Genomic DNA, 19,332 nt, shown 5'->3' with positions numbered 1-19,332 from the left:
CTGTTCGACGCGCAGCCAAGAGAGAATCTGTCTGAATTTTCGCTTGAACGCAGACAGATGGTCTAAAGCGAAGTGGAAAGTAACGCGGCGAGCGGCAGAACGGTTTCATCCTTGATCGTCTTTGTCACGATGTAGGTAAAGTAGCGGTCGATGCCGAGCTCGCGATCAAGCAGGCCATCGACCAGCCGCTGGTAGGCGTCGATGTCGGCAGCCACGATCTTCAGGATGTAATCGACGCCGCCGCCGACCGACCAGCAGGCGGTGATCTCGGGAATGGTCGCGACGGCACGCTCGAAGCGTTCAAAATCTGCCTGACGGTGATTTCCGAGCGTCACCTCCATCATCACGCTCGCGACCGGCGCAACGCGGCGCACCGCAACGCGGGCATGATAGCCGGTGATGATGCCGGCCTTTTCCAGTTTGCGCAGCCGCATCCAGCAAGGCGTCGGCGAAAGCCCTGCTTTTTCGGCGAGCGCCAGCTTGGTGATGCGCCCGTCCTGCTGGACCGCTTCAAGGATGCGCAGGTCGATGGCGTCGAGTTTCATTTCGGGGCTTTCGCGCGTGCTGTTTCATGTCAAATCAGGAAAAGAGATTGGGTGTTGATTTTGGCGTTGTCAATTGACCTGATTTTCAGCAGTGTAAAATCATGACAAATTGGCGCCCAGATCCCGAACAGCTCCGCCGCCCGGCCTATCTCTCCCTGGCCGAGCAGTTCGCGCGCGCCATCCAGGACGGCAAGCTGTCGAACGGGCAGCGCCTCCCGACCCATCGTCAACTCGCAGACGAGCTGGCACTTTCCGTTCAAACCGTCAGCCGTGCCTATGACGAGCTTATCCGCCGGGGGCTGGTGTCCGGCGAAATCGGACGCGGCAGCTTCGTGCAGACCCAGGGGAAGGAGCCGGAACCGCCCTATTTGCCCGAGCGCCTCGGCGAGCTGATCGACCTGTCGATCCTCAAACCGGTCTGTGAACAGTTGCATCTGCAGAAGATGCGCGGCGCCTTCGGCTGGCTTGCGGAGAACCTGCCTTCCAGCTCGGCGCTCTCCTTCCGCCCCAACATGGTCTTCCCGCGCCACCGCAGCGTCGCCGCCGAATGGCTCGCGCGGTGCGGCCTCCAGATCTCGCCGCTCAACATCAGCCTCACCAACGGCGCGACATCGGCCATGACGGTGGCGCTGATGAGCGTCGCGCCGCCCGGCTCGACGATCGCGACCGAGGCAGTCAGCCACCACACGCTGGTGCCGCTGTCGACCTATCTCGGCATCCACCTCGAAGGCTTGCCCATCGATGACGACGGCATGATCCCGGAAGCGCTGGACGAAGCGTGCCGCAAAGGCGTCATCCGGGCGATCTTCCTGCAGCCGTCGGTCATCAACCCGACGGCGACGCTGATGAGCGAGGCGCGGCGCGCAGCCCTTGCCGACGTTGCCCGCCGGCACGACATCGCCATCATCGAAAACGACATCCTCGGTCCGCTCGTCGATGCGGGGCTGAAGCCGGTGGCGGCCTTCGCGCCGGAGCGCACGCTCTACATCACCAGTTTCACCAAGATCACCGTGCCGGGCCTGCGCATCGGCTATCTCGCCTCGCCCGACCGCTACGTGGCAGCCGTCGCCAATCGGCACCTGGTTTCCAACTGGATGGCGACCCCAGCCATCGCCGAGATCGCGACCCATTGGGTCAGCGACGGAACCGCACTGGAACTGGTCGACTGGCAGCGTCGGGCGCTGGCTGCGCGCCATGCGATTGCCGCCGAAAGCCTCGGCACGCTCGACTATCGCTCGCACCCCCAGGGCCTGCACATCTGGCTGCCCCTGCCGGAGGGCCATAGCGAGGAAGGCTTCGTCTCACAGGCGCGGTTGCGGGGCGTCGCGATCGCTCCGGGGTCTTCCTTCCGCACCTCCGAACTCGGTTGGCGGCCGGCGGTGCGCATCTCCCTCGGCTCGACGAGCGAGCAGGAATTGCGACAGGGCCTCGGCATCGTCGCCTCGCTGGCGCTTGGAAATCCCGAAGCGCTGTTGCTTGCGATTTGAGGTCTTCGCTTAATTCATGGGCGGACTCGGAATAATTGTAATGATATTATTATTCCAATTGACATGATTTAGATGGACGATCATCGTTAGGGCATCACCGGTCCCCACCAAGGGAAAGACGTGAATGCCCGATCCCATCATCCGCATCGACAACATCATCAAGCGCTACGGCCCGCTGACCGTACTCGACGGTCTGTCGATGCAGGTCATGCCGGGCGAGAAGCTCGCGCTCATCGGCCCGTCAGGGTCAGGAAAGACGACGATCCTGCGCATGCTGATGACGCTGGAGACGATCAGCGGTGGCCATATCGAGGTCGATGGAGCGCAGCTCTATCACATGCCGGGCAATGGCGGCCTTGTCGCCGCCGACGAGCGGTATCTCCAGCGGATGCGCGCGAAGATCGGCATGGTGTTCCAACACTTCAACCTGTTTCCGCACAAATGCGTTCTCGACAATGTCACGCTCGCTCCAATGCTGACGAAGGGCATGGCCCGGCCTGTTGCGGAAAAGCGGGCGATGGAGCTTCTCGACATGGTTGGCATGGCCGACAAGGCGAAAAGCATGCCGGCGCAGCTGTCTGGCGGACAGAAGCAACGAGTAGCAATCGCCCGCGCGCTCGCGCTGTCGCCGAAGATCATGCTGTTTGACGAAGTCACCTCCGCCCTCGATCCCGAACTCGTCGAGGAGGTGCTCAACGTCATGCGCAAGCTCGCGTCGGAGACTGACATGACCATGCTTCTCGTGACGCATGAGATGGGTTTTGCCCATGATTTCGCCGACCGGATCCTTTTCTTCGACCGTGGTCGGATCGTCGAGGAAGGCAAGCCGGACGACATCTTCCGTCATCCCAAGCAGGAGCGCACGCAAGTGTTCCTGCGCAAGATAATCGCGGCAGGGCACCGCGTCTGAGCGTTCGCGCCGGGATGTGCCCCAACCAAAAAGATGAAGAACAGCCAGAGGAGCCGATACCGATGAAAATCACGCATTTCATGTCAATGGCCGCAAGCGTTTCGACGTTGGTGGCTGTCCTTTCCGCTGCACCGGCCGCGGCCGACGACGACAAGCTGCAGCAATTGAAGGATCAGGGCTTTGCTCGCATTGCGATTGCCAACGAACCGCCGTTCACCGCGGTCGGCGCCGACGGCAAGGTTTCGGGTGCCGCACCGGATGTCGCCCGCGAGATCTTCAAGCGTCTCGGCGTCGCCGATGTCGCCGCGTCGATCTCTGAATATGGCGCAATGATCCCCGGTCTTCAGGCCGGGCGGCATGATGCCATTACCGCCGGCCTCTTCATGAAGCCGGAGCGCTGTGCAGCGGTCGCCTATTCCGAGCCGGTGCTGTGCGACGCGGAAGCCTTCGCGCTGAAGAAAGGCAATCCGCTGAAGCTAATGAGCTACAAGGACGTGGCCGACAACCCCGATGTGAAGATCGGTGCGCCGGGTGGCGGTACGGAGGAAAAACTGGCGCTCGAAGCCGGTGTGCCGCGCGATCGCGTTATTGTCGTGCCGGACGGCCAGAGCGGACTGAAAATGCTGCAGGATGGCCGCATCGACGTCTATTCCCTGCCCGTCCTGTCGATCAACGACCTGATGTCGAAGGCCAACGATCCGAACCTGGAGGTTGTCGCCCCGGTCGAAGGTGCACCGGTCTATTGTGACGGCGCCGCCTTCAAGAAAGGCGACGAAGCGCTGCGGGACGCCTTCGACGTCGAGTTGGCCAAGCTGAAGGAATCCGGCGAGTTCGCCAAGATCATCGAACCATATGGCTTTTCCGCTAAGGCCGCGATGTCGACCACCCGCGAAAAGCTCTGCGCCGCCAAGTGACACACTCCGGCTCCCTCGTTCGAACTTTCGACGCGGGAGCCGTCCCCACGGCTGACGATGATTGGAACGTAGATAAAGATGATCGACTGGTCCGGCTACATAGGGCTGATATTGCAGGGCGCGCTGGTGACGCTGCAGCTGACGGTACTGGGCTCGGCACTCGCCGTCGTGATGGCCTTTACCGCGGGCCTTGCGCGCGTCAGCCGCTTCTTTGCTGTGCGGGCGCTGGCAACCACCTATATCGAGTTCTTCCGCGGCACATCTATTTTCGTGCAGCTCTTCTGGGTGTACTTCGTCCTGCCCTTCGCCGGCATCACGCTGACGCCACTACAGGCCGGCGTCCTGGCGCTCGGTCTCAACGTCGGGGCCTATGGGGCCGAAGTGGTGCGCGGCGCGGTGAAGGCGATCGGGCGCGAACAGCGCGAGGCGTGCATTGCGCTCAATCTCACGCGCTACCAGTCGATGCGCCACATTATCCTGCCCCAGGCCTTGCCGCTGATGCTGCCGACCTTCTGCAACAACGCCATCGAGCTCCTGAAGGGCACGGCCGTCGTGTCGCTGATCTCGCTGACGGACATGACGTTTCAGGCCCAGGTCGTGCGTGCCCAGACCGGCAACACACTGATCCCGTTCACCGTGATCCTCGTTCTCTATTTCGCGATGTCCTGGGTCATCTCGCGCAGCATGCGGTGGCTCGAACGGCGCATGACGCGCGGCCTTGACGGCGTGAGGGCCTGATCTATGGAATGGGACTGGAATTTCGTCTGGCAGATCATGCCCACCCTCCTCGAGGGACTGAAGATAACCCTCCTCGCCACCGTATTGGGGGCTGCAGTCGCCGCCGTCGTCGGCCTTCTCTTTGCGATCCTCAGGCTTTCGGCACCCAAGCCGATTGCTCGCACCGTCGGCTTCCTCGTCGAATTCATCCGCGGCACGCCGCTGCTCGTGCAGCTCTATTTTATCTTCTACGTGCTTCCCGACATCGGCATCAGCCTGCCGGCGCTCGTCGCCGGCGTGATCGGGCTCGGCATCCACTACGGTACCTATACGGCCGAGGTCTACCGCGCCGGCATCGAGAACGTTCCGCGCGGCCAATGGGAAGCGGCCCGGGCGACCAACCTGACCATGCACCAGACCTGGCTGCACGTAATCCTTCCCCAGGCGATCCCGCCGATGATCCCGGCGCTCGCGAACTACCTGATAGCCATGTTCAAGGAGACGCCGCTCTTGTCGGCCATTACCGTTCTGGAGCTGATGAACCAGGCGAAAAGCATCGCCAACAGCAACTATCGCTATATCGAGCCGATGACCCTGGTCGGCGTGTTCTTCCTGATCATGAGCCTGATCTCCGTCGTATTCCTGCGATGGCTCGAAGAACGCTACAGCCGCGTGGAGGAACGCTGATGGACAAGACGCTTACGCTTGCACTCGCCTCCCGTCACCCGAGGCTCGACGACCGCCCGCTCGAAAAACGCGTCGGACTAATCATCCTTGCCACCGATCACACGACGGAGCCGGATTTCCGCCACATGGTCGCAAGCGAGCGCATCGGCGTCTATGTCGCGCGCATCCACTATGCCAACCCCGTCACGCCCGAGAACCTTCGCGCGATGCAGCCGCAGCTGACGACGGCTGCCGGCCTCATCCTCCCCGACGAAGAGCTCGATGTCGTGATGTATTCCTGCACGTCGGCCTCCGTCGTCATCGGCGACGATCAGGTCACGGCCGCAATCCGGGCGGCGAAGCCCGGCGTACCGGTCGTCACTCCGACCGCTGCGGCCGTCGAAGGCTTGCGCGCCCTTGGTGCCAGCAGCATCTCGGTCCTGACCCCCTACACGCTCGAGACCAGCCGCCCGATGGCGGACTATTTTACCGACCGTGGATTTTCGATGGACCGGTTCACCTGCCTTGGCCTGACGGACGACCGCGACATGGCGCGCATCGGCCTCGACGAACTCGTCGCCTTCGCGCGCGAGGCCACTGCACCGAGTTCGGACGCGCTGTTCGTATCATGCACGGCGGTGCGCGCCGCCTCCGTCGCCGCCAGGATCGAGGATGCGATCGGCAAACCTGTCGTGACTAGCAATCTGGCGACCGCCTGGGCCTGCCTGCGCCTTTGCGGCGACGACATGCACCGCTCTCAGCTCGGCCGGCTGATGACGCTGCCGATGGCTGGAGCGTGAGCATGTCGGGATCTCTCCTGCCCGTGACCTTCGGCGGCATCGAAGCGGCCGCGCGGCGAATTTCGGCCCATGTGCTGAGGACGCCCTTCGCCCCCTCTCCATCCCTGTCAGAACGCCTCGATGTGCCGGTTGGCCTCAAGCTCGAGCATCACCAGACCACGGGGAGCTTCAAGTTGCGTGGCGCCTGCAACGCGCTCCTGTCCCTGCCGCCCGCCGAGCGCAAGCGCGGTGTCGTTGCCGCCTCCACGGGCAACCACGGCCGGGCTCTTGCCTATGCCGCGAAAGCCGAAGGCACCGTTGCGACAATCTGCATGTCGCGCCTCGTCCCGCAAAACAAGGTCGCCGAAATTCGCCGGCTTGGTGCCAGGGTGTTGATCACAGGCACCTCGCAGGATGACGCCCAGCGCGAAGTCGAGAAGCTCGTCGAGCAGGATGGGCTGGCGATCGTACCGCCATTCGATGATCCGGCCATCGTTGCCGGCCAGGGCACGCTCGGGCTCGAAATCGTCGATGACATGCCGGATGTCGGGACGGTTCTCGTTCCGCTCTCGGGCGGCGGTCTCGCTTCCGGCGTGGCACTTGCCGTCAAATCGCAGCATCCGGACATCCGCGTCATCGGCATCACCATGGAGCGCGGGGCGGCGATGAAGGCGAGCCTCGACGCGGGCCGCCCCGTCGAGATTGCCGAAATGCCGAGCCTTGCAGATTCGCTCGGCGGCGGCATCGGCCTTGCCAATCATGTGACCTTTTCGATGTGCCAGGCGTTGCTCGACGATGTCATCCTGCTCTCGGAAGCCGAGATCGCAGCTGGCATGCAGCACGCCTATGCGCTGGAGCGCGAGATCGTCGAGGGCGCAGGTGCCGTCGGCATCGCGGCCATCCTCGCCGGCAAGATCGACCCGGTCGGCCGGCCCGTCGCGCTCATTCTTTCGGGCCGCAACGTCGACATGGACCTGCACCGGCGTGTCGTCAACGGCGAGACAGATCTGTTGCGGGAGAATGCGGCATGACGCGCATGACGATTTTGACGGAGGCGGATCTGCGTGCGATCGTTCCGCTCGACCTTGCCGCCATCGATTGCATTGAGAATGCCTTTCGGGCGCTTGCCACCAAGGCCGTGGTGATGCCGCCGATCCTGCGCCTGGATATCCCGGAACATCGTGGCGAAGTCGACGTCAAGACGGCCTATGTGCCGGGCCTCGACGGTTTTGCGATCAAGATCAGCCCCGGCTTCTTCGACAACCCCAAGCTCGGCCTGCCGAGCACCAACGGCATGATGGTGCTTCTGTCGGCAACGACAGGCGTCGTCCAGGCGCTGTTGCTCGACAATGGCTACCTGACCGACATCCGCACGGCGGCCGCAGGCGCAGTGGCCGCAAGGCACCTTTCGCGCGGGGACGGTTCCGTCGCCGCCGTTTTCGGCGCAGGCATGCAGGCGATGCTGCAACTCGAGGCGCTGTGCCTGGTGCGCCCGATCCAGGAAGCACGGCTTTGGGCCCGCGACAGCGAAAAGGCGACGCTCGCTGCCCGCACCTTGAGAGAGAAACTCGGCATTCCCGTCCGGGCGGAAAGCGACGCGGAACAGGCGGCGGCTGGCGCCGATATCATCATCACGACCACGCCGGCCGAGAGCCCTATCCTGAAAGCCGCATGGCTTCGGCCCGGGCAGCATGTGACTGCCATGGGCTCCGATGCCGAACACAAGAACGAGATCGAGCCGGCAGCGATATCAGAGGCTTCGCTCTATGTCGCCGACAGGCTGACGCAGACGCGGCGGCTCGGTGAGCTTCACCACGCCATCAAGGCGGGCCGCATCGCCGCCGATGCCGATTTTGCCGAACTCGGCCAGATCATCGCCGGCCAGCGGCCAGGGCGCACCGACGCCCGCCAGCGCACGATCGCCGACCTGACCGGAACCGGCATCCAGGACACCGCCATCGCCACGCTCGCCGTTGCCCGCGCACTGGAGTGCGGCAAGGGCACGATATTTGACAGCTGAGACCGGCAGGGCCGGAGAATGAGGGAGAGACATGACCCAACCCAACCTCAAATTTTCGCTTGGGGAGTACGAGGCGCGGCTGGCCAAGACCCGCAAGGCCATGGAGCAGAAGGGTGTCGACCTTCTCATCGTCAGCGACCCGACGAACATGGCCTGGTTGACCGGGTATGACGGCTGGTCCTTCTACGTGCATCAGGCCGTAGTGGTGCCGCCCACCGGCGAGCCGATCTGGTATGGCCGCGGCCAGGATGCCATTGGCGCGAAATTCACGGCCTATCTCGGCCACGACAACATCATCGGCTATCCCGATCATTACGTGCAATCCACGGAGCGCCATCCGATGGACTATCTCGCCGCCAAGCTTGTCGAGCGCGGCCTCGACAAGCTGACAATCGGCGTCGAGATGGACAATTACTGGTTCTCGGCAGCCGCCTATGCCGCCCTGCAGAAACACCTGCCCAATGCCCGCTTCGTCGACACGACGGCGCTGGTCAACTGGCAGCGCGCAGTAAAAAGCCCGACCGAGATCGCCTATATGCGCAACGCCGCGCGCATCGTCGAAGGCATGCATCAGCGCATCTTCGACAAGATCGAGGCCGGCATGCGCAAATGCGATCTCGTCGCCGAGATTTACGATGCCGGCACGCGCGGCGTCGACGGCATCGGCGGCGACTACCCGGCGATCGTGCCGCTGCTTCCCTCCGGCGTCGAGGCATCCGCGCCGCATCTGACCTGGGACGACCGCCCGATGAAATCGGGTGAAGGCACGTTCTTCGAGATCGCCGGCTGCTATAATCGCTACCATCTGCCGCTGTCGCGCACGGTCTTCCTCGGCAAGCCGACCCAGGCGTTCCTGGACGCGGAAAAGGCGACGCTCGAAGGCATGGAAGCAGGCCTTGCAGAGGCCAGGCCGGGAAACACCTGCGAGGATATCGCCAAGGCCTTCTTCGCGGTCCTGAAGAAGTACGGCATCGTCAAGGACAACCGCACGGGCTACTCGATCGGCATGTCCTATCCGCCGGATTGGGGCGAGCGCACCATGAGCCTGCGCCCCGGCGACAGGACCGAGTTGAAGCCTGGCATGACATTCCATTTCATGACCGGTCTGTGGCTCGAGGACATGGGCTTCGAGACAACTGAAAGCATCCTGATCACCGAGACCGGGGTCGAATGCCTCGCCAATGTGCCGCGCAAGCTTTTCGTGAAGGACTGACCATGACGGTTTCAGCGCTTCGTCCGTCGGCGATTTCGCCGACGGTGGACTTCTCCATGGACGGCGTCCAGCACGGTTTCCTCCGGCTGCCCTATAGCCGCGACGATTCCGCCTGGGGCTCGGTGATGATCCCCATTACCGTGGTAAAGAACGGAAAAGGGCCGACAGCCCTTCTAACCGGCGGCAACCACGGCGATGAATATGAGGGGCCGATCGCTCTCTTCGATCTCGCCCGGACGCTGAGGGCCGAAGACGTCGCCGGTCGGGTAATCATCGTGCCGGCGATGAATTATCCGGCTTTCGTTGCGGCGACGCGCACCTCGCCGATCGACCGGGGCAACATGAACCGTAGCTTCCCTGGAAAGCCCGACGGCACGGTGACCGAAAAGATTGCGGACTATTTCCAGCGTGAACTGCTGCCGCTCGCAGATATCGTGCTCGATTTCCACTCCGGTGGAAAGACGCTCGATTTCCTGCCGTTCTGCGCAGCGCATATCCTGCCGGATAAGCGCCAGGAAGCCTTCTCGTTCGAACTCGTCGACGCATTCTGCGCGCCGTATTCGATGAAGATGCTCGAGATCGATGCGGTCGGCATGTACGACACCGCAGCGGAGGGTATGGGCAAGATCTTCATAACGACGGAACTTGGCGGCGGCGGCACGGCGACCGCCAAAAGCGCCTGTGTTGCCAAACAGGGCGTCGCCAACGTGCTGCGCAAGGCGGGCATCCTGAAAGGAGAAAGCAGCGCGGCCGTGGGCCGCACGCAATGGCTCGACATGCCCGATGGCGATTGCTTCTCTTTCGCCGAGGATGCCGGGCTGATCGAACCCCTGGTCGACATGGGAGAGAGCGTCGTAACCGGTCAAGTGGTCGCGCGCATCCACCCCATAGGCAAGACCGGCGCCACGCCGACCGAAGTCATTGCGAAGATGGACGGCATCCTGTGCGCCCGGCACTTTCCCGGCCTGGTCAAGCCGGGAGATTGCGTCGCGGTCGTCGCCGTTGTTGTGTGAGCCGGCACACCGGCCAGCTGAAGTATAAGGGTTGTAACGCCTTCGATGGCATCGATCAGCGCGGGCGCAAGTCACGAAGCCCTCGCGTCGACGTCGATCCTGACGCGGTCAGTCGCCCCCGCGGCTTGTGGGTGGGTGCGCCGCCGCTAGCCCTGCGATCTCGCCGAGCTGGACGACTTCCGTCGCCTCGCCGCGTCCACGCAGCAGATGCTCGCCCATGGGAATTGTCGTGAAGGTCCCATCCAGCCTGGAGGCCGTTTCGCTGGAAAGAGTGATGCAGGCAGGCGCATCCGGCTGTGCCTGCTTGCCCACGTCGAGCAGCCGCTGGCTGATGTTCACGGTGTCGCCAACGATGGTGTAGTTCACGCGGTCTGAAGCACCGATATTGCCGACAATGACGAGACCCGTGTGAATGCCGATGCGCACGCGCAGCGGTGGTCGGCCTTCAGCCATGCCTCTTCGGTTGTCATTCTCCAGTTCTTGGCGAATGGTTGCGGCTGCCCGGACGGCGGCGGCCGCGTGGTCATCCAGATGATCCGGGGCACCGAAAAAAGCCAGCATGCCGTCGCCCAGAAACTTGTCGACTGCGCCGCCGTTCGCATCGACTGCGCGGCAGAGAATGCCAAAGTGGTGGTTGAGGAGCTGTCCCGCAGCGGCGGCATCCATGCGTTCCGACAAGGTTGTGAAGCCGGCGATATCCGTGAACATGACAGTGACGACGGCTTCGCGAGGTTCCGCGATCCCCGGCTGTCCCGTTCGCACCAGCTTCGAAACAAGAGAACGTGGCACGTAGGTCGAGAATGCACGAAGCCCCACAAGCATCGCATTGAAGGCCGATGCCTGCTCGTCCAGCTCCAGAACCCTGCTGCGCGGCAGCGGTTCCACACCCTCTAGCTCGAAGTTGGCAACACGCGAGGCTTGACCCGCGATTGCCTGAATAGGGCGAGAAATACGCCTGCCCAGAAGGACGGCGACCAGGACCGCCGCGCCCATCGCGCCAAGCCCCAGCAGCGCCGATCCCATGACGCGTTCGAGTTCGTTTCCGATCTGCCCGGTCTCGAAATACGCCCCAATCGTCCAGGGTCGCTCGCCATAGCCGGTGATCTGGCGCGTGATGGCGATATAGCTGTCGGCGCCAAAGAAGCCGTCCGATGCGGATGGGCCCTCGACACTGATTTCTGCGACCTCGATATCGCGACCGCGTTTGGCACTGAATTCCGTTTCCGTCGAGCGTTCGCCGTAGCGGGCCAGCACCGGGTCACCGAACGCTGCGAGCGGCGTCAAAGGAAGTGCGCCCGAACTCGGATCTGCTAGGCGAGGATCAGCCAGAACCGTTCCGTCGCCATCCAGAATAAAGGCATGCGTGCCGAACCGGGACGACAATTCGCGCGTGATTTCGGAGAGTTTCTGCAGCTCTACGGCAGCAATCACCCAGCCCCGCGTTTCACCGCCACGTTCAAGCGGCGTCGAAACATTGGCAAACAGCCCATGCTCATTGGCAACGTATGCACCCCATTGGCGCCCTTTCAGTTGTCGTCGACTTTCAAGCGCTGCACGGACTTGTGGTGATTCCTCCTGAGCTGCCGGCAAATGCCGAATCTCGCCGCTCGGAACGCCGCGCGTGCCACGAGCCGTGCCTCTGCACTTCAGGTCAGGGGTGCACAGCAACATCGCATTTGCGCCCGGCGTTGCCGAGAGAGCGCCAGCAAGCGCCGCCGACATCGTTGCCTCGTCGATCTCGAAGTCACCCTGAGCATAGAGCTGGGCGACACCATCGACGGCATTCTCGGCGCCCCCCATTTCGGCACGAAGCAGATCTTCCATCGCATCGACAAGGAGCGTGGATTGAGCGCCCAGCAGATCGAGCGTGTTGCGAACGTTGGCACCGACCGACAAGGCTAGAACGCCGCCCACGGATACGAGTACCAGCGCGCCGAAACTCAAGGCCATGACGGCGGCGATCGGCATGCGGCGCCATTTGGCCGCAGGACGTGTTTGGTGTGTCGGCTCTTTCGAGGTGCTCATGCCGCCAATGTCCTCAAGTGCCCCGAATTTGCAAGCGGTCTTACCGCGGCAAATGGCCTGCAGGTCAGCAACGAAGGGACCGTCACGGGCCAGTATCGGGCACCTCTATCCGCGGCCAGATGCTGCTCCTTTCAAAGCAAACCTCTCGCAGAATGGGTCTCATCGTCATCGCCAAGGGACGAGCGCGTTGGTACGGTTCTCGGCCAGACGAGCGAAGCGGCGGCGGCCGACGTCTGCGGGGCTCCGCAGGCAAGAGAGTATCTTACAAGCAGTGTCCCCTGACAGAGCTTGAGCCCGTCACGAGGTCTGGCCTTGCTGACGACTGCCCCGCAGGATGATTACAAGTGCTGTTAACAGCGTCATCAACACGGAGATGGCCGCGATTGCGGGATCCAGATCGAGACGCAGATTGTCCCACATTCTCTTCGGCAGCGTCGTGACGTTGACGCCGCTGATGAACAGCGTGACGGAGCTCTCCTCCCAGGACATCACCAGGCTGATGAACCAGGCGGTGAACAGACCGAAGCGTATGTTGGGCAGGATGACCAGGCCGATCGACTGGAACGGACTGGCACCCAGAATGCGCGCGGCCTGATCCAGCGTCCGGTCCATTCTGTTGAGGGTGGCCATGATGGCGACGACCGCAAAAGGCACCGTGACAACGACATGGCCGATGATCACGCCGGGAATGGTATCCAGCAATCCGATCTGGGCCAGCAGAAAATAGATGGACACGGCAGACGTCACAGGCGGAACGACAATCGGCAGCAGCACCAACCCGGTGACGATCCCCGCGAGTCGCGGCCGCAACAACCAGATGCCGAGCGCGAATGTCGTCGCAAGCACCGTCGCCACGATGCTCGACACGATTGCGATCAAGAAGCTGGTGCCGATGCTGGCGAGCCAGGTGTCGGTATCCAGAAGCGCCCAGTAGTGGCGGAGCGAATACTCGCCACCCGGCAGCGAAAGAAATCGCTTCGCAGTGAAGGAGAACGGCACGACGGCCACGAGCGGCAGGAGCAGAAAGAGCCCGACTACCCCCGCCACAACGATCCCGAAGCGTGATTTTCCAAGCATGCCCCACCTCTAGCGCGAAACGGATTGATCGAGCTTGACGACGCTCCGGACGAGCCACAGCACGGCGAGCACGAAAAGCATGAGGATGATGCCGAGTGCCGAACCGAGCCCCCAGTTGGCCGTCTGGAACATCTGCACAAAGACCCCCTCCGCAATCATCGTCACACGCCCGCCGCCCAGAACCATCGGCGTGACGAAGAACCCGAGCGAGAGGATGAAGGAGACGGAGAGTGCGGAGTAGATGCCGGGCGCCGACATGGGCAAAAAGACACGCCAGAAAACGTATGGAGCTGCAGCACCCAATCCGTTGGCGGCGAGCAGCACCCGGTGGTCGATCTTACGCATCACCGAGGCCATCGGCAGGACCGCGAACGGCACCATGAAATGCACCATGCCGATGACGACCGAGGTCGCGCTCCGGCCTGTCGCAAGCATATCGGCCGGCAGGCCCAGATAGGTGGCCAAGTCGCTGGCCAGTCCATTGTTTCGCAAGATCACCACCCAGCCGAAGGCCCTCACGAGCACCGAGATCCAGAACGGAAGGAAAATGCAGATCTCCATCAGCCGGCTGGTCACTGCCCGGCCCATCACCCAATAGTACGCAAGAATATAGGCCAGCGGCACGGTGACAATCGTACTCACCCCGCAGATGAGTACGGTACGATAGAGGATCATCCGCAGATCAGGGCTCGCAACGATGCGGACATAGTTTTCCATGCCGGGCGCAGGCCGGGTGACGCTCCAGAGCGCCACGCCGGCAAAGGGAAGCACATATGCAAGCACGAGAAGTGCCGGCAGTGCCCACAGCATGATCTGCATGCCGATTGGCGACAAAGGTGGTTTCGAAATGATTGCCATGGCTACGACGCAATCATTGCCAGGTATTTGTCGAGTGCTTTGTCGGAACGCGCCGCGTACCAATCCATATCCATGAGCACTTGCCGCGCAACGTTTTCCGCCGAACTGCAATCCAGCGGCTTGAGATCGGCCGGAACGAGATCTTGGGCTTTGGGATTGGCCGCACCGCAACCGAGCGCGCGCAACAGCTCGATCTGGCGCTGAGGGTCCTGGCAATAGCTTATGAAATCCATCGCGGCAGCACGCCCCGACGGGTTTCCCTTGATGACCGCCCAACCCGAATGTGCGAGGATGCCTTGCGCATAGGTCCAGCGCACGTCGCCACCGGTATCCTGCTCGACGAGGTTGGCGCGGGTGTGCCACATCAGCGCCATCGAGACTTCGCCATCACGCATCAGCTGCTGGCTCTCAGCGCCTGAATCCCAATAGCTGAGCACATGGGGCTTGAGCGCTTCGAGCTTGCGGATCGCGCGGTCCTCGTCGAGCGGATAGAGCTTGTCGGCAGGCACGCCATCGGCCAATAGCGCCGCCTCCATGCAACCTGACATCCATTTATAGAGCGAGCGCTTGCCCGGAAATTTCTCGACATCCCAAAAATCGGCCCATGACGTGGGTGGGTTGTCGCCAAACTTCTTGGCGTCGTAGGCAATCACGTAGCTGAGGAAATAGTTTGCCACGCTGAATTCATAGGCGAAGCCCGGCTGGACCTGGTCGCGGTCAACGACGCCGTAGTCGATCGGCTCGATCATGCCGAGTTCGCCGAGCGACTTGGTCGCGCCTGGGTCGGCGTCGCAAACATCCCAGCTGACCGCCCCGCTTTCGAACTGCGCCTTCATCGCCCCCTTCGTGGGGCCTGAACCATTGATCTTGACGTCGACGGCGCGTTCGCTCGCGTAGGTGCCGGTCAACGCCTTGTGGAATGCGTCGACCGCGTCGCCGCCCCAGTTCGTTACGACAAGTTGCTTGTCGGCAGCCTGGGCGAACCCGCCGCCGATGGCCGAAGCGCCGCCGAGAAGGGCGAGACCGACAAGAAAGGTGCGGCGGTCGATCCTGCCCGCCGCGTGTTGCGATTGCAGGAGATCGAGGCAATCGTCCGTCAGGTTTCTGTTCATCGTTATTCCCCTTTTGTTTTTTGACTTTGTGGTATTCAGTTTGCATCAACTTTCGAGAAGTCTTGCGTCGCTCCTGCTCCAGGACACCCAACGGTCCTGCCCGACTGCCAAGTCCTCGTCGAAACCGACACGCGCGACAGACAAGGTGAGCGGCAATTGATCGGGCGCACTCCCCTTCACGATGACGCTCGATCCCTGGAAGACCAGCGCATCGACCCGGAACGGCAGGACGTTGGCAGCCGCCTCAGGCCGGTGGCGGTGGAGCGTCAGTCGCTCCGGCCGGATCGCCAGCACCGAAGCTCCGGTTGCCGCGGATCGAGAGCATGTCTCGATATCCGCTTCCAGACGGAACCCGGCATGGCACGTCTCTCCGGCGCTGGCGGACGGCCCCAGCGGGATGATGTTCATCGTCCCGAGGAATTCAGCGACGAAACGGGAGTTTGGCCAGTCATAAAGATCATCAGGTCGGCCGACCTGCTCGATCGCCCCCTTATTGAAGATCGCGATGCGGTCGGACATCGCAAGTGCTTCGCCCTGATCATGTGTCACGAACAGAAAGGTCGTACCGGTCCTTTGATGGATGGAGACCAGTTCATCCTGCAATTGCTCACGAAGGTTCTTGTCCAGTGCCGACAGCGGTTCGTCGAGCAACAGCAGTTCCGGTTCAAAGACCAGGGCCCGGGCAAGCGCGCAGCGCTGCTGCTGCCCGCCAGAAAGAGCGTTTGGGCGCTTATGGGCATGACCACCAAGCCCGACAAGATCGACCATCCTGTTGACGCGCCTTTCCCGCTCGTCGCGTGAGACGCCACGAACCTTCAACGAGAAGGCAATATTGTCGGCGACGCTCAAATGCGGAAACAGCGCATAGCCTTGAAAGACCATACCGAAGTTTCGCTTGTCCGGCGGCAAAGGACCGATATCTCCCCCGTCCTTTAGAATGCGACCCTGCGTCAGTGGCTCGAAACCCGCGATCGCATTCAGCAATGTGGATTTCCCGGAGCCGGACGGGCCGAGAAAGGTGAGAAACTCACCCTTCTCGATGTCAAGCGAGACACTCCTCAGCGCCTCGAACGCACCGAAGCACTTGCGTGCGTTCATGATGGCAAGATGGACGACCATGTATGACCAACCTCAATCGACGCGATCGCGAATGAGCGGGCTCGTCGAGCAGTGAATACCGCCGCCGTTCAGCTGGACTTTGTCATAGTCGATCTCAAGAACGGTGACGCGGTTTCGGGCAAGTGCCTCGCGGGTGCGATCCGAAAGACCGCGTGGCATGATCACGCGACCCGGCGCAATCGCCAATCCGTTGACGATCCACGGGTTGTCTTCCTCGTTCATCTCGATCGTGCGAATGCCGAGCTGCTTCAATCTCTCGAGAAAACTGAAGGGCAACCCTCGCGCCCAAACCAAAGCCAGATCGACATCGATCATCAGGAAGTGGCCATCGATATGAATGTCGTAGCCGCAGAGATCGACGACGATAAGCTCTACGCCCTGATAGCGCAGGACTTCGGCAATCTGGGCGATACCATCGTCGTTGATGCGGATGCCGCGGCCGATGACGGCGGTCTTGCTGTTCAGCCAGGCAAAGCTTCCGCCCTCGGCCATGGCCGTCCCGTGCAGGGTGCGAAGCACCGGCATGCCGAGCTTTGCCAGTGTCCGGGTGACGGGTAGCTCCTCTCCGTGCCGCATGCGCGGCGCCAGCCGCGGCACGATTGCGCCACCTTTGACGGCGATGCAGGAGTCGCGAGTGTATACCGACTTGAAGCGCGACCCATCGACGCCTTCGACCAGGACGACCTCCACACCCTCCCGGCGCAGAAGGTCGGTCAACGCATCATGCTGCGCCTGCAGTTCAGAAAGTTCCGGAATGATGTCGCTCTGCCAGTACCATCCAGCATCGAGGTCGCCGTATGTGCCGGTTTCCGCAATCGTCTTTGTGCGATCGATAATAGAGAATTCATTGCCGGGACGGTGCATCAGTACCGACCGCAAGGCGCCCACATCATTGTCACATCCCCAATTGCGGCCCCACAGAGCGCTCAGGCGCTCCGGTGCTTCAAACGCCGGCTCGGGCTCGGATCCAAAGTACTTGATGGTGGCGGAATAGAGGTCACGCTTCTTCGGTGGGATCGCATTCACATTCATTCCCCTTTTGCTGCCTGCGCCCGAGCCTCTTTTGGGTGGCCCGACCGTGTTTATGAGCAGATCATATGGGATAGCTTTTCTCATCCATAACGAATACATTTCTCCGTCAACTTGAGTTTTTCTCAAACATGCGACGGGAGCTGGTTCGTTGAGCAGATTGCCGCCTTTGAATGCTCTGCGCGCTTTCGAAGCAAGCGCGCGAAACAAAAGCCTGACCAAGGCCGCCAACGAGCTCCACGTCACGCCCGGCGCGATCAGCAAGCAGTTCCGTCAGTTGGAAGAGCATTTCGGTTTCCCGCTCGCCAGCAAGTCGCGCGACAGTTTCGTGCTCACTCCCGAAGGTCAGGAGCTTCACGCCAAGATCAGTCAGTCTTTCAGCCTCCTCAATGAGGCGGTCCACGGTTTGCAGCGAGATCCGATCGCCGGAAGACTGGTTCTGCGTTGCATGCCCGGATTCGCGACGCGCTGGCTCATTCCGCGGCTGGGCAAGTTCTATGCGCGCTTTGAGCGCGTTGAACTGCAGCTGATGTCGCTTGCCGAGCTAACCGATCCTTTTCAGGACGGTATTCCAGACCTTGCGATCACCTTTGGCGAGCCAAGCTCCAGCAAGCTGGAGGCCCGGCTTCTGAAGCAGATGGAGTTCTTTCCGGTCTGCAGCCCGGTGCTCCTCAATCACGACGGCGGGATCAAGCGCAACCGTGATCTCTTCCGACACGTCCTTCTTGATGGCATCGGAGCGACCCACTGGAATGATTGGTTTAAGGCACAGGGCCAATCCATTCCAGCCACCGTTCGACGGCTGTATTTTCAGGATTTCAACCAGAATCTCGCAGCTGCTCGCGCCGGGCTGGGCATCGCAATGGGAGACAATATCACGGCTGCGGAGGAATTGGCGCAGGGTGCACTGGTTCGGCCACTGAAAGGTTCGCTCAATGCGTCACCCAAGGGCTATTATGTGCTGACACAGAAGGGGCGTGAAAACTCGCCACTTTCAAAAGTCTTCATCGAATGGCTCTTCAATGAAGCCAAGAGCGTGACTGATTGACGGCTAATGCCCTCGACGTCTCGTCTCAGCCGCGATTTTTTGCTGGGCCGCGGCGTTTACTCATGGTGCATTCGTATCCAAAGCCGGCCTATCCGGCGGACCCGTCCAATCCTCGACCCGTAGACCAGGAACGCGGTCGAATTCGCGCCGGTTGTTTGTGACGAGTATCAACCTCCTGGAGCGCGCATGTCCGGCAATCAGCTGGTCATATGGTCCGATCGGCGTACCGCTACGGGCAAGCTCTGCGCGCAACTGTCCAGTATGGCTCGCTGCGACGTGAACGTAATCGATGACCTCAAGGCGCGCAGCGAAGCCCTCCACGACGGACAAGTTCTTCTCGGGCATCTCAATCTGTCGCGTCATGGGCTGGAAACGGCCGATCAAAATTAATCTGAAGGCGAAGCATCGCACAACGCTATCCGTTTGCGTCAAAGTCGTCGCTCATCATCGGGCGCGAGCTCGCTCAGGCCCTTATGCAGCCTGGCGGCGGCTTGAAGTTTGGCGACGGTGTCATGTCCCGAGCGAAAAAGACTGAGAAGAATGGCCGCGGCAAGCGCGCTATCCGGGTGATCTCTCGGCAGCGAATGTTGTTCCCGCCACTCGATAAGCACTGTTTCGACAGTGCGAAGGTCCCCAGGTCCGAATGTGATTTCAAGAAAACTCTTCATACGCATCGTCCATGTCCATTACGAAGCGAAAGCGATCTGGACCGCCAGTTGACGGGTCCAAACGCCAGCCACCAGCGCGCCGGCTGGCGCCGATTTCTTCTAACTCTGGGACACGGTTTCTGTTCCGCGGGC

General features: G+C 61.8%; 18 protein-coding genes and 2 pseudogenes. 11 read left to right on the top strand and 9 right to left on the bottom strand.

From position 1 onward, the window contains the following. Positions 1-62 precede the first annotated feature (62 nt). Positions 63-545, bottom strand: a complete 483-nt coding sequence (locus tag RTP54_RS14510; protein WP_312363680.1) for an Lrp/AsnC family transcriptional regulator — start codon at positions 543-545, stop codon at positions 63-65. Between the two features lie 66 nt (positions 546-611). Here RTP54_RS14510 and RTP54_RS14505 point away from each other — a divergent pair. The 10 genes and pseudogenes from RTP54_RS14505 (at position 612) to doeB (ending at position 10,264) form a co-directional block, all read left to right on the top strand. Then, positions 612-2,032 (top strand): annotated as a pseudogene (locus RTP54_RS14505) (PLP-dependent aminotransferase family protein). Positions 2,033-2,156: 124 nt separating this feature from the next. Continuing rightward, entirely contained in the window at positions 2,157-2,942 is a 786-nt protein-coding gene (gene ehuA / locus RTP54_RS14500; RefSeq protein WP_312363678.1) for an ectoine/hydroxyectoine ABC transporter ATP-binding protein EhuA, read from the top strand. 62 nt (positions 2,943-3,004) lie between these two features. After that, positions 3,005-3,856 (top strand): ectoine/hydroxyectoine ABC transporter substrate-binding protein EhuB, encoded by an 852-nt coding sequence (gene ehuB / locus RTP54_RS14495; protein WP_112807020.1) that lies wholly within the window; start codon positions 3,005-3,007, stop codon positions 3,854-3,856. Between the two features lie 78 nt (positions 3,857-3,934). Then, positions 3,935-4,594 (top strand): ectoine/hydroxyectoine ABC transporter permease subunit EhuC, encoded by a 660-nt coding sequence (ehuC, locus tag RTP54_RS14490; RefSeq protein ID WP_112817264.1) that lies wholly within the window; start codon positions 3,935-3,937, stop codon positions 4,592-4,594. Between the two features lie 3 nt (positions 4,595-4,597). Next, entirely contained in the window at positions 4,598-5,260 is a 663-nt protein-coding gene (ehuD, locus tag RTP54_RS14485; protein WP_312363674.1) for an ectoine/hydroxyectoine ABC transporter permease subunit EhuD, read from the top strand. Next, the gene (gene eutA, locus RTP54_RS14480) at positions 5,260-6,039 is read left to right on the top strand and encodes an ectoine utilization protein EutA (RefSeq protein ID WP_312363673.1); all 780 of its coding nucleotides are present in this window, start codon (positions 5,260-5,262) and stop codon (positions 6,037-6,039) included. Before ehuD ends, eutA begins: the two co-directional genes overlap by 1 nt. A 2-nt stretch (positions 6,040-6,041) precedes the next feature. Continuing rightward, positions 6,042-7,049, top strand: a complete 1,008-nt coding sequence (gene eutB, locus RTP54_RS14475) for a hydroxyectoine utilization dehydratase EutB (protein ID WP_312363672.1) — start codon at positions 6,042-6,044, stop codon at positions 7,047-7,049. Beyond that, entirely contained in the window at positions 7,046-8,038 is a 993-nt protein-coding gene (gene eutC, locus RTP54_RS14470; RefSeq protein WP_312363671.1) for an ectoine utilization protein EutC, read from the top strand. The genes eutB and eutC overlap by 4 nt, the downstream gene beginning before the upstream one ends. Before the next feature lie 31 nt (positions 8,039-8,069). Continuing rightward, complete coding sequence (doeA, locus tag RTP54_RS14465) at positions 8,070-9,251, top strand: ectoine hydrolase DoeA (RefSeq protein WP_312363669.1); 1,182 nt, start codon at positions 8,070-8,072, stop codon at positions 9,249-9,251. A gap of 2 nt (positions 9,252-9,253) precedes the next feature. Next, a complete protein-coding gene (doeB, locus tag RTP54_RS14460; protein ID WP_312363667.1) occupies positions 9,254-10,264 on the top strand; it encodes a N(2)-acetyl-L-2,4-diaminobutanoate deacetylase DoeB in 1,011 nt (336 codons plus the stop codon). Between the two features lie 108 nt (positions 10,265-10,372). Here doeB and RTP54_RS14455 read toward each other — a convergent pair whose 3' ends face one another. From RTP54_RS14455 to RTP54_RS14430, 6 genes are all read right to left on the bottom strand, one after another. Next, positions 10,373-12,289 (bottom strand): adenylate/guanylate cyclase domain-containing protein, encoded by a 1,917-nt coding sequence (locus RTP54_RS14455; protein ID WP_312363665.1) that lies wholly within the window; start codon positions 12,287-12,289, stop codon positions 10,373-10,375. A 297-nt stretch (positions 12,290-12,586) separates the two neighbouring features. Beyond that, complete coding sequence (locus RTP54_RS14450) at positions 12,587-13,366, bottom strand: ABC transporter permease (RefSeq protein WP_312363663.1); 780 nt, start codon at positions 13,364-13,366, stop codon at positions 12,587-12,589. A 9-nt stretch (positions 13,367-13,375) separates the two neighbouring features. Continuing rightward, positions 13,376-14,224, bottom strand: coding sequence for an ABC transporter permease (locus RTP54_RS14445; RefSeq protein ID WP_312363661.1), 849 nt, complete (start codon positions 14,222-14,224; stop codon positions 13,376-13,378). 2 nt (positions 14,225-14,226) lie between these two features. Next, the gene (locus RTP54_RS14440) at positions 14,227-15,336 is read right to left on the bottom strand and encodes an ABC transporter substrate-binding protein (protein ID WP_312363659.1); all 1,110 of its coding nucleotides are present in this window, start codon (positions 15,334-15,336) and stop codon (positions 14,227-14,229) included. A 45-nt stretch (positions 15,337-15,381) separates the two neighbouring features. Further along, positions 15,382-16,455 (bottom strand): ABC transporter ATP-binding protein, encoded by a 1,074-nt coding sequence (locus tag RTP54_RS14435; RefSeq protein WP_312363658.1) that lies wholly within the window; start codon positions 16,453-16,455, stop codon positions 15,382-15,384. Positions 16,456-16,467: 12 nt separating this feature from the next. After that, a complete protein-coding gene (locus RTP54_RS14430) occupies positions 16,468-17,706 on the bottom strand; it encodes an arginine deiminase family protein (protein ID WP_312363655.1) in 1,239 nt (412 codons plus the stop codon). On the opposite strand from RTP54_RS14430, the gene RTP54_RS14425 reads away from it, so the two are divergent. Further along, the gene (locus tag RTP54_RS14425; protein WP_112807040.1) at positions 17,636-18,532 is read left to right on the top strand and encodes a LysR substrate-binding domain-containing protein; all 897 of its coding nucleotides are present in this window, start codon (positions 17,636-17,638) and stop codon (positions 18,530-18,532) included. The two genes, RTP54_RS14430 and RTP54_RS14425, sit on opposite strands and share 71 nt — an antisense overlap. A 60-nt stretch (positions 18,533-18,592) precedes the next feature. Here RTP54_RS14425 and RTP54_RS14420 read toward each other — a convergent pair. Both RTP54_RS14420 and RTP54_RS14415 read right to left on the bottom strand, forming a co-directional pair. Beyond that, positions 18,593-18,874: pseudogene (locus RTP54_RS14420) on the bottom strand (PIN domain-containing protein); the annotation flags it as partial. A gap of 86 nt (positions 18,875-18,960) precedes the next feature. Then, positions 18,961-19,200 carry a hypothetical protein gene (locus RTP54_RS14415; protein WP_312363651.1) on the bottom strand — a complete coding sequence of 80 codons (240 nt, stop codon included), beginning with the start codon at positions 19,198-19,200 and terminating at the stop codon, positions 18,961-18,963. Positions 19,201-19,332 lie beyond the last annotated feature (132 nt).

Source organism: Ensifer sp. (genome assembly GCF_031989085.1).
Classification (GTDB): domain Bacteria; phylum Pseudomonadota; class Alphaproteobacteria; order Rhizobiales; family Rhizobiaceae; genus Ensifer.
The sequence above is the reverse complement of the archived record's forward strand: the minus strand, read 5'-3'. Positions and strand labels throughout refer to the sequence as shown.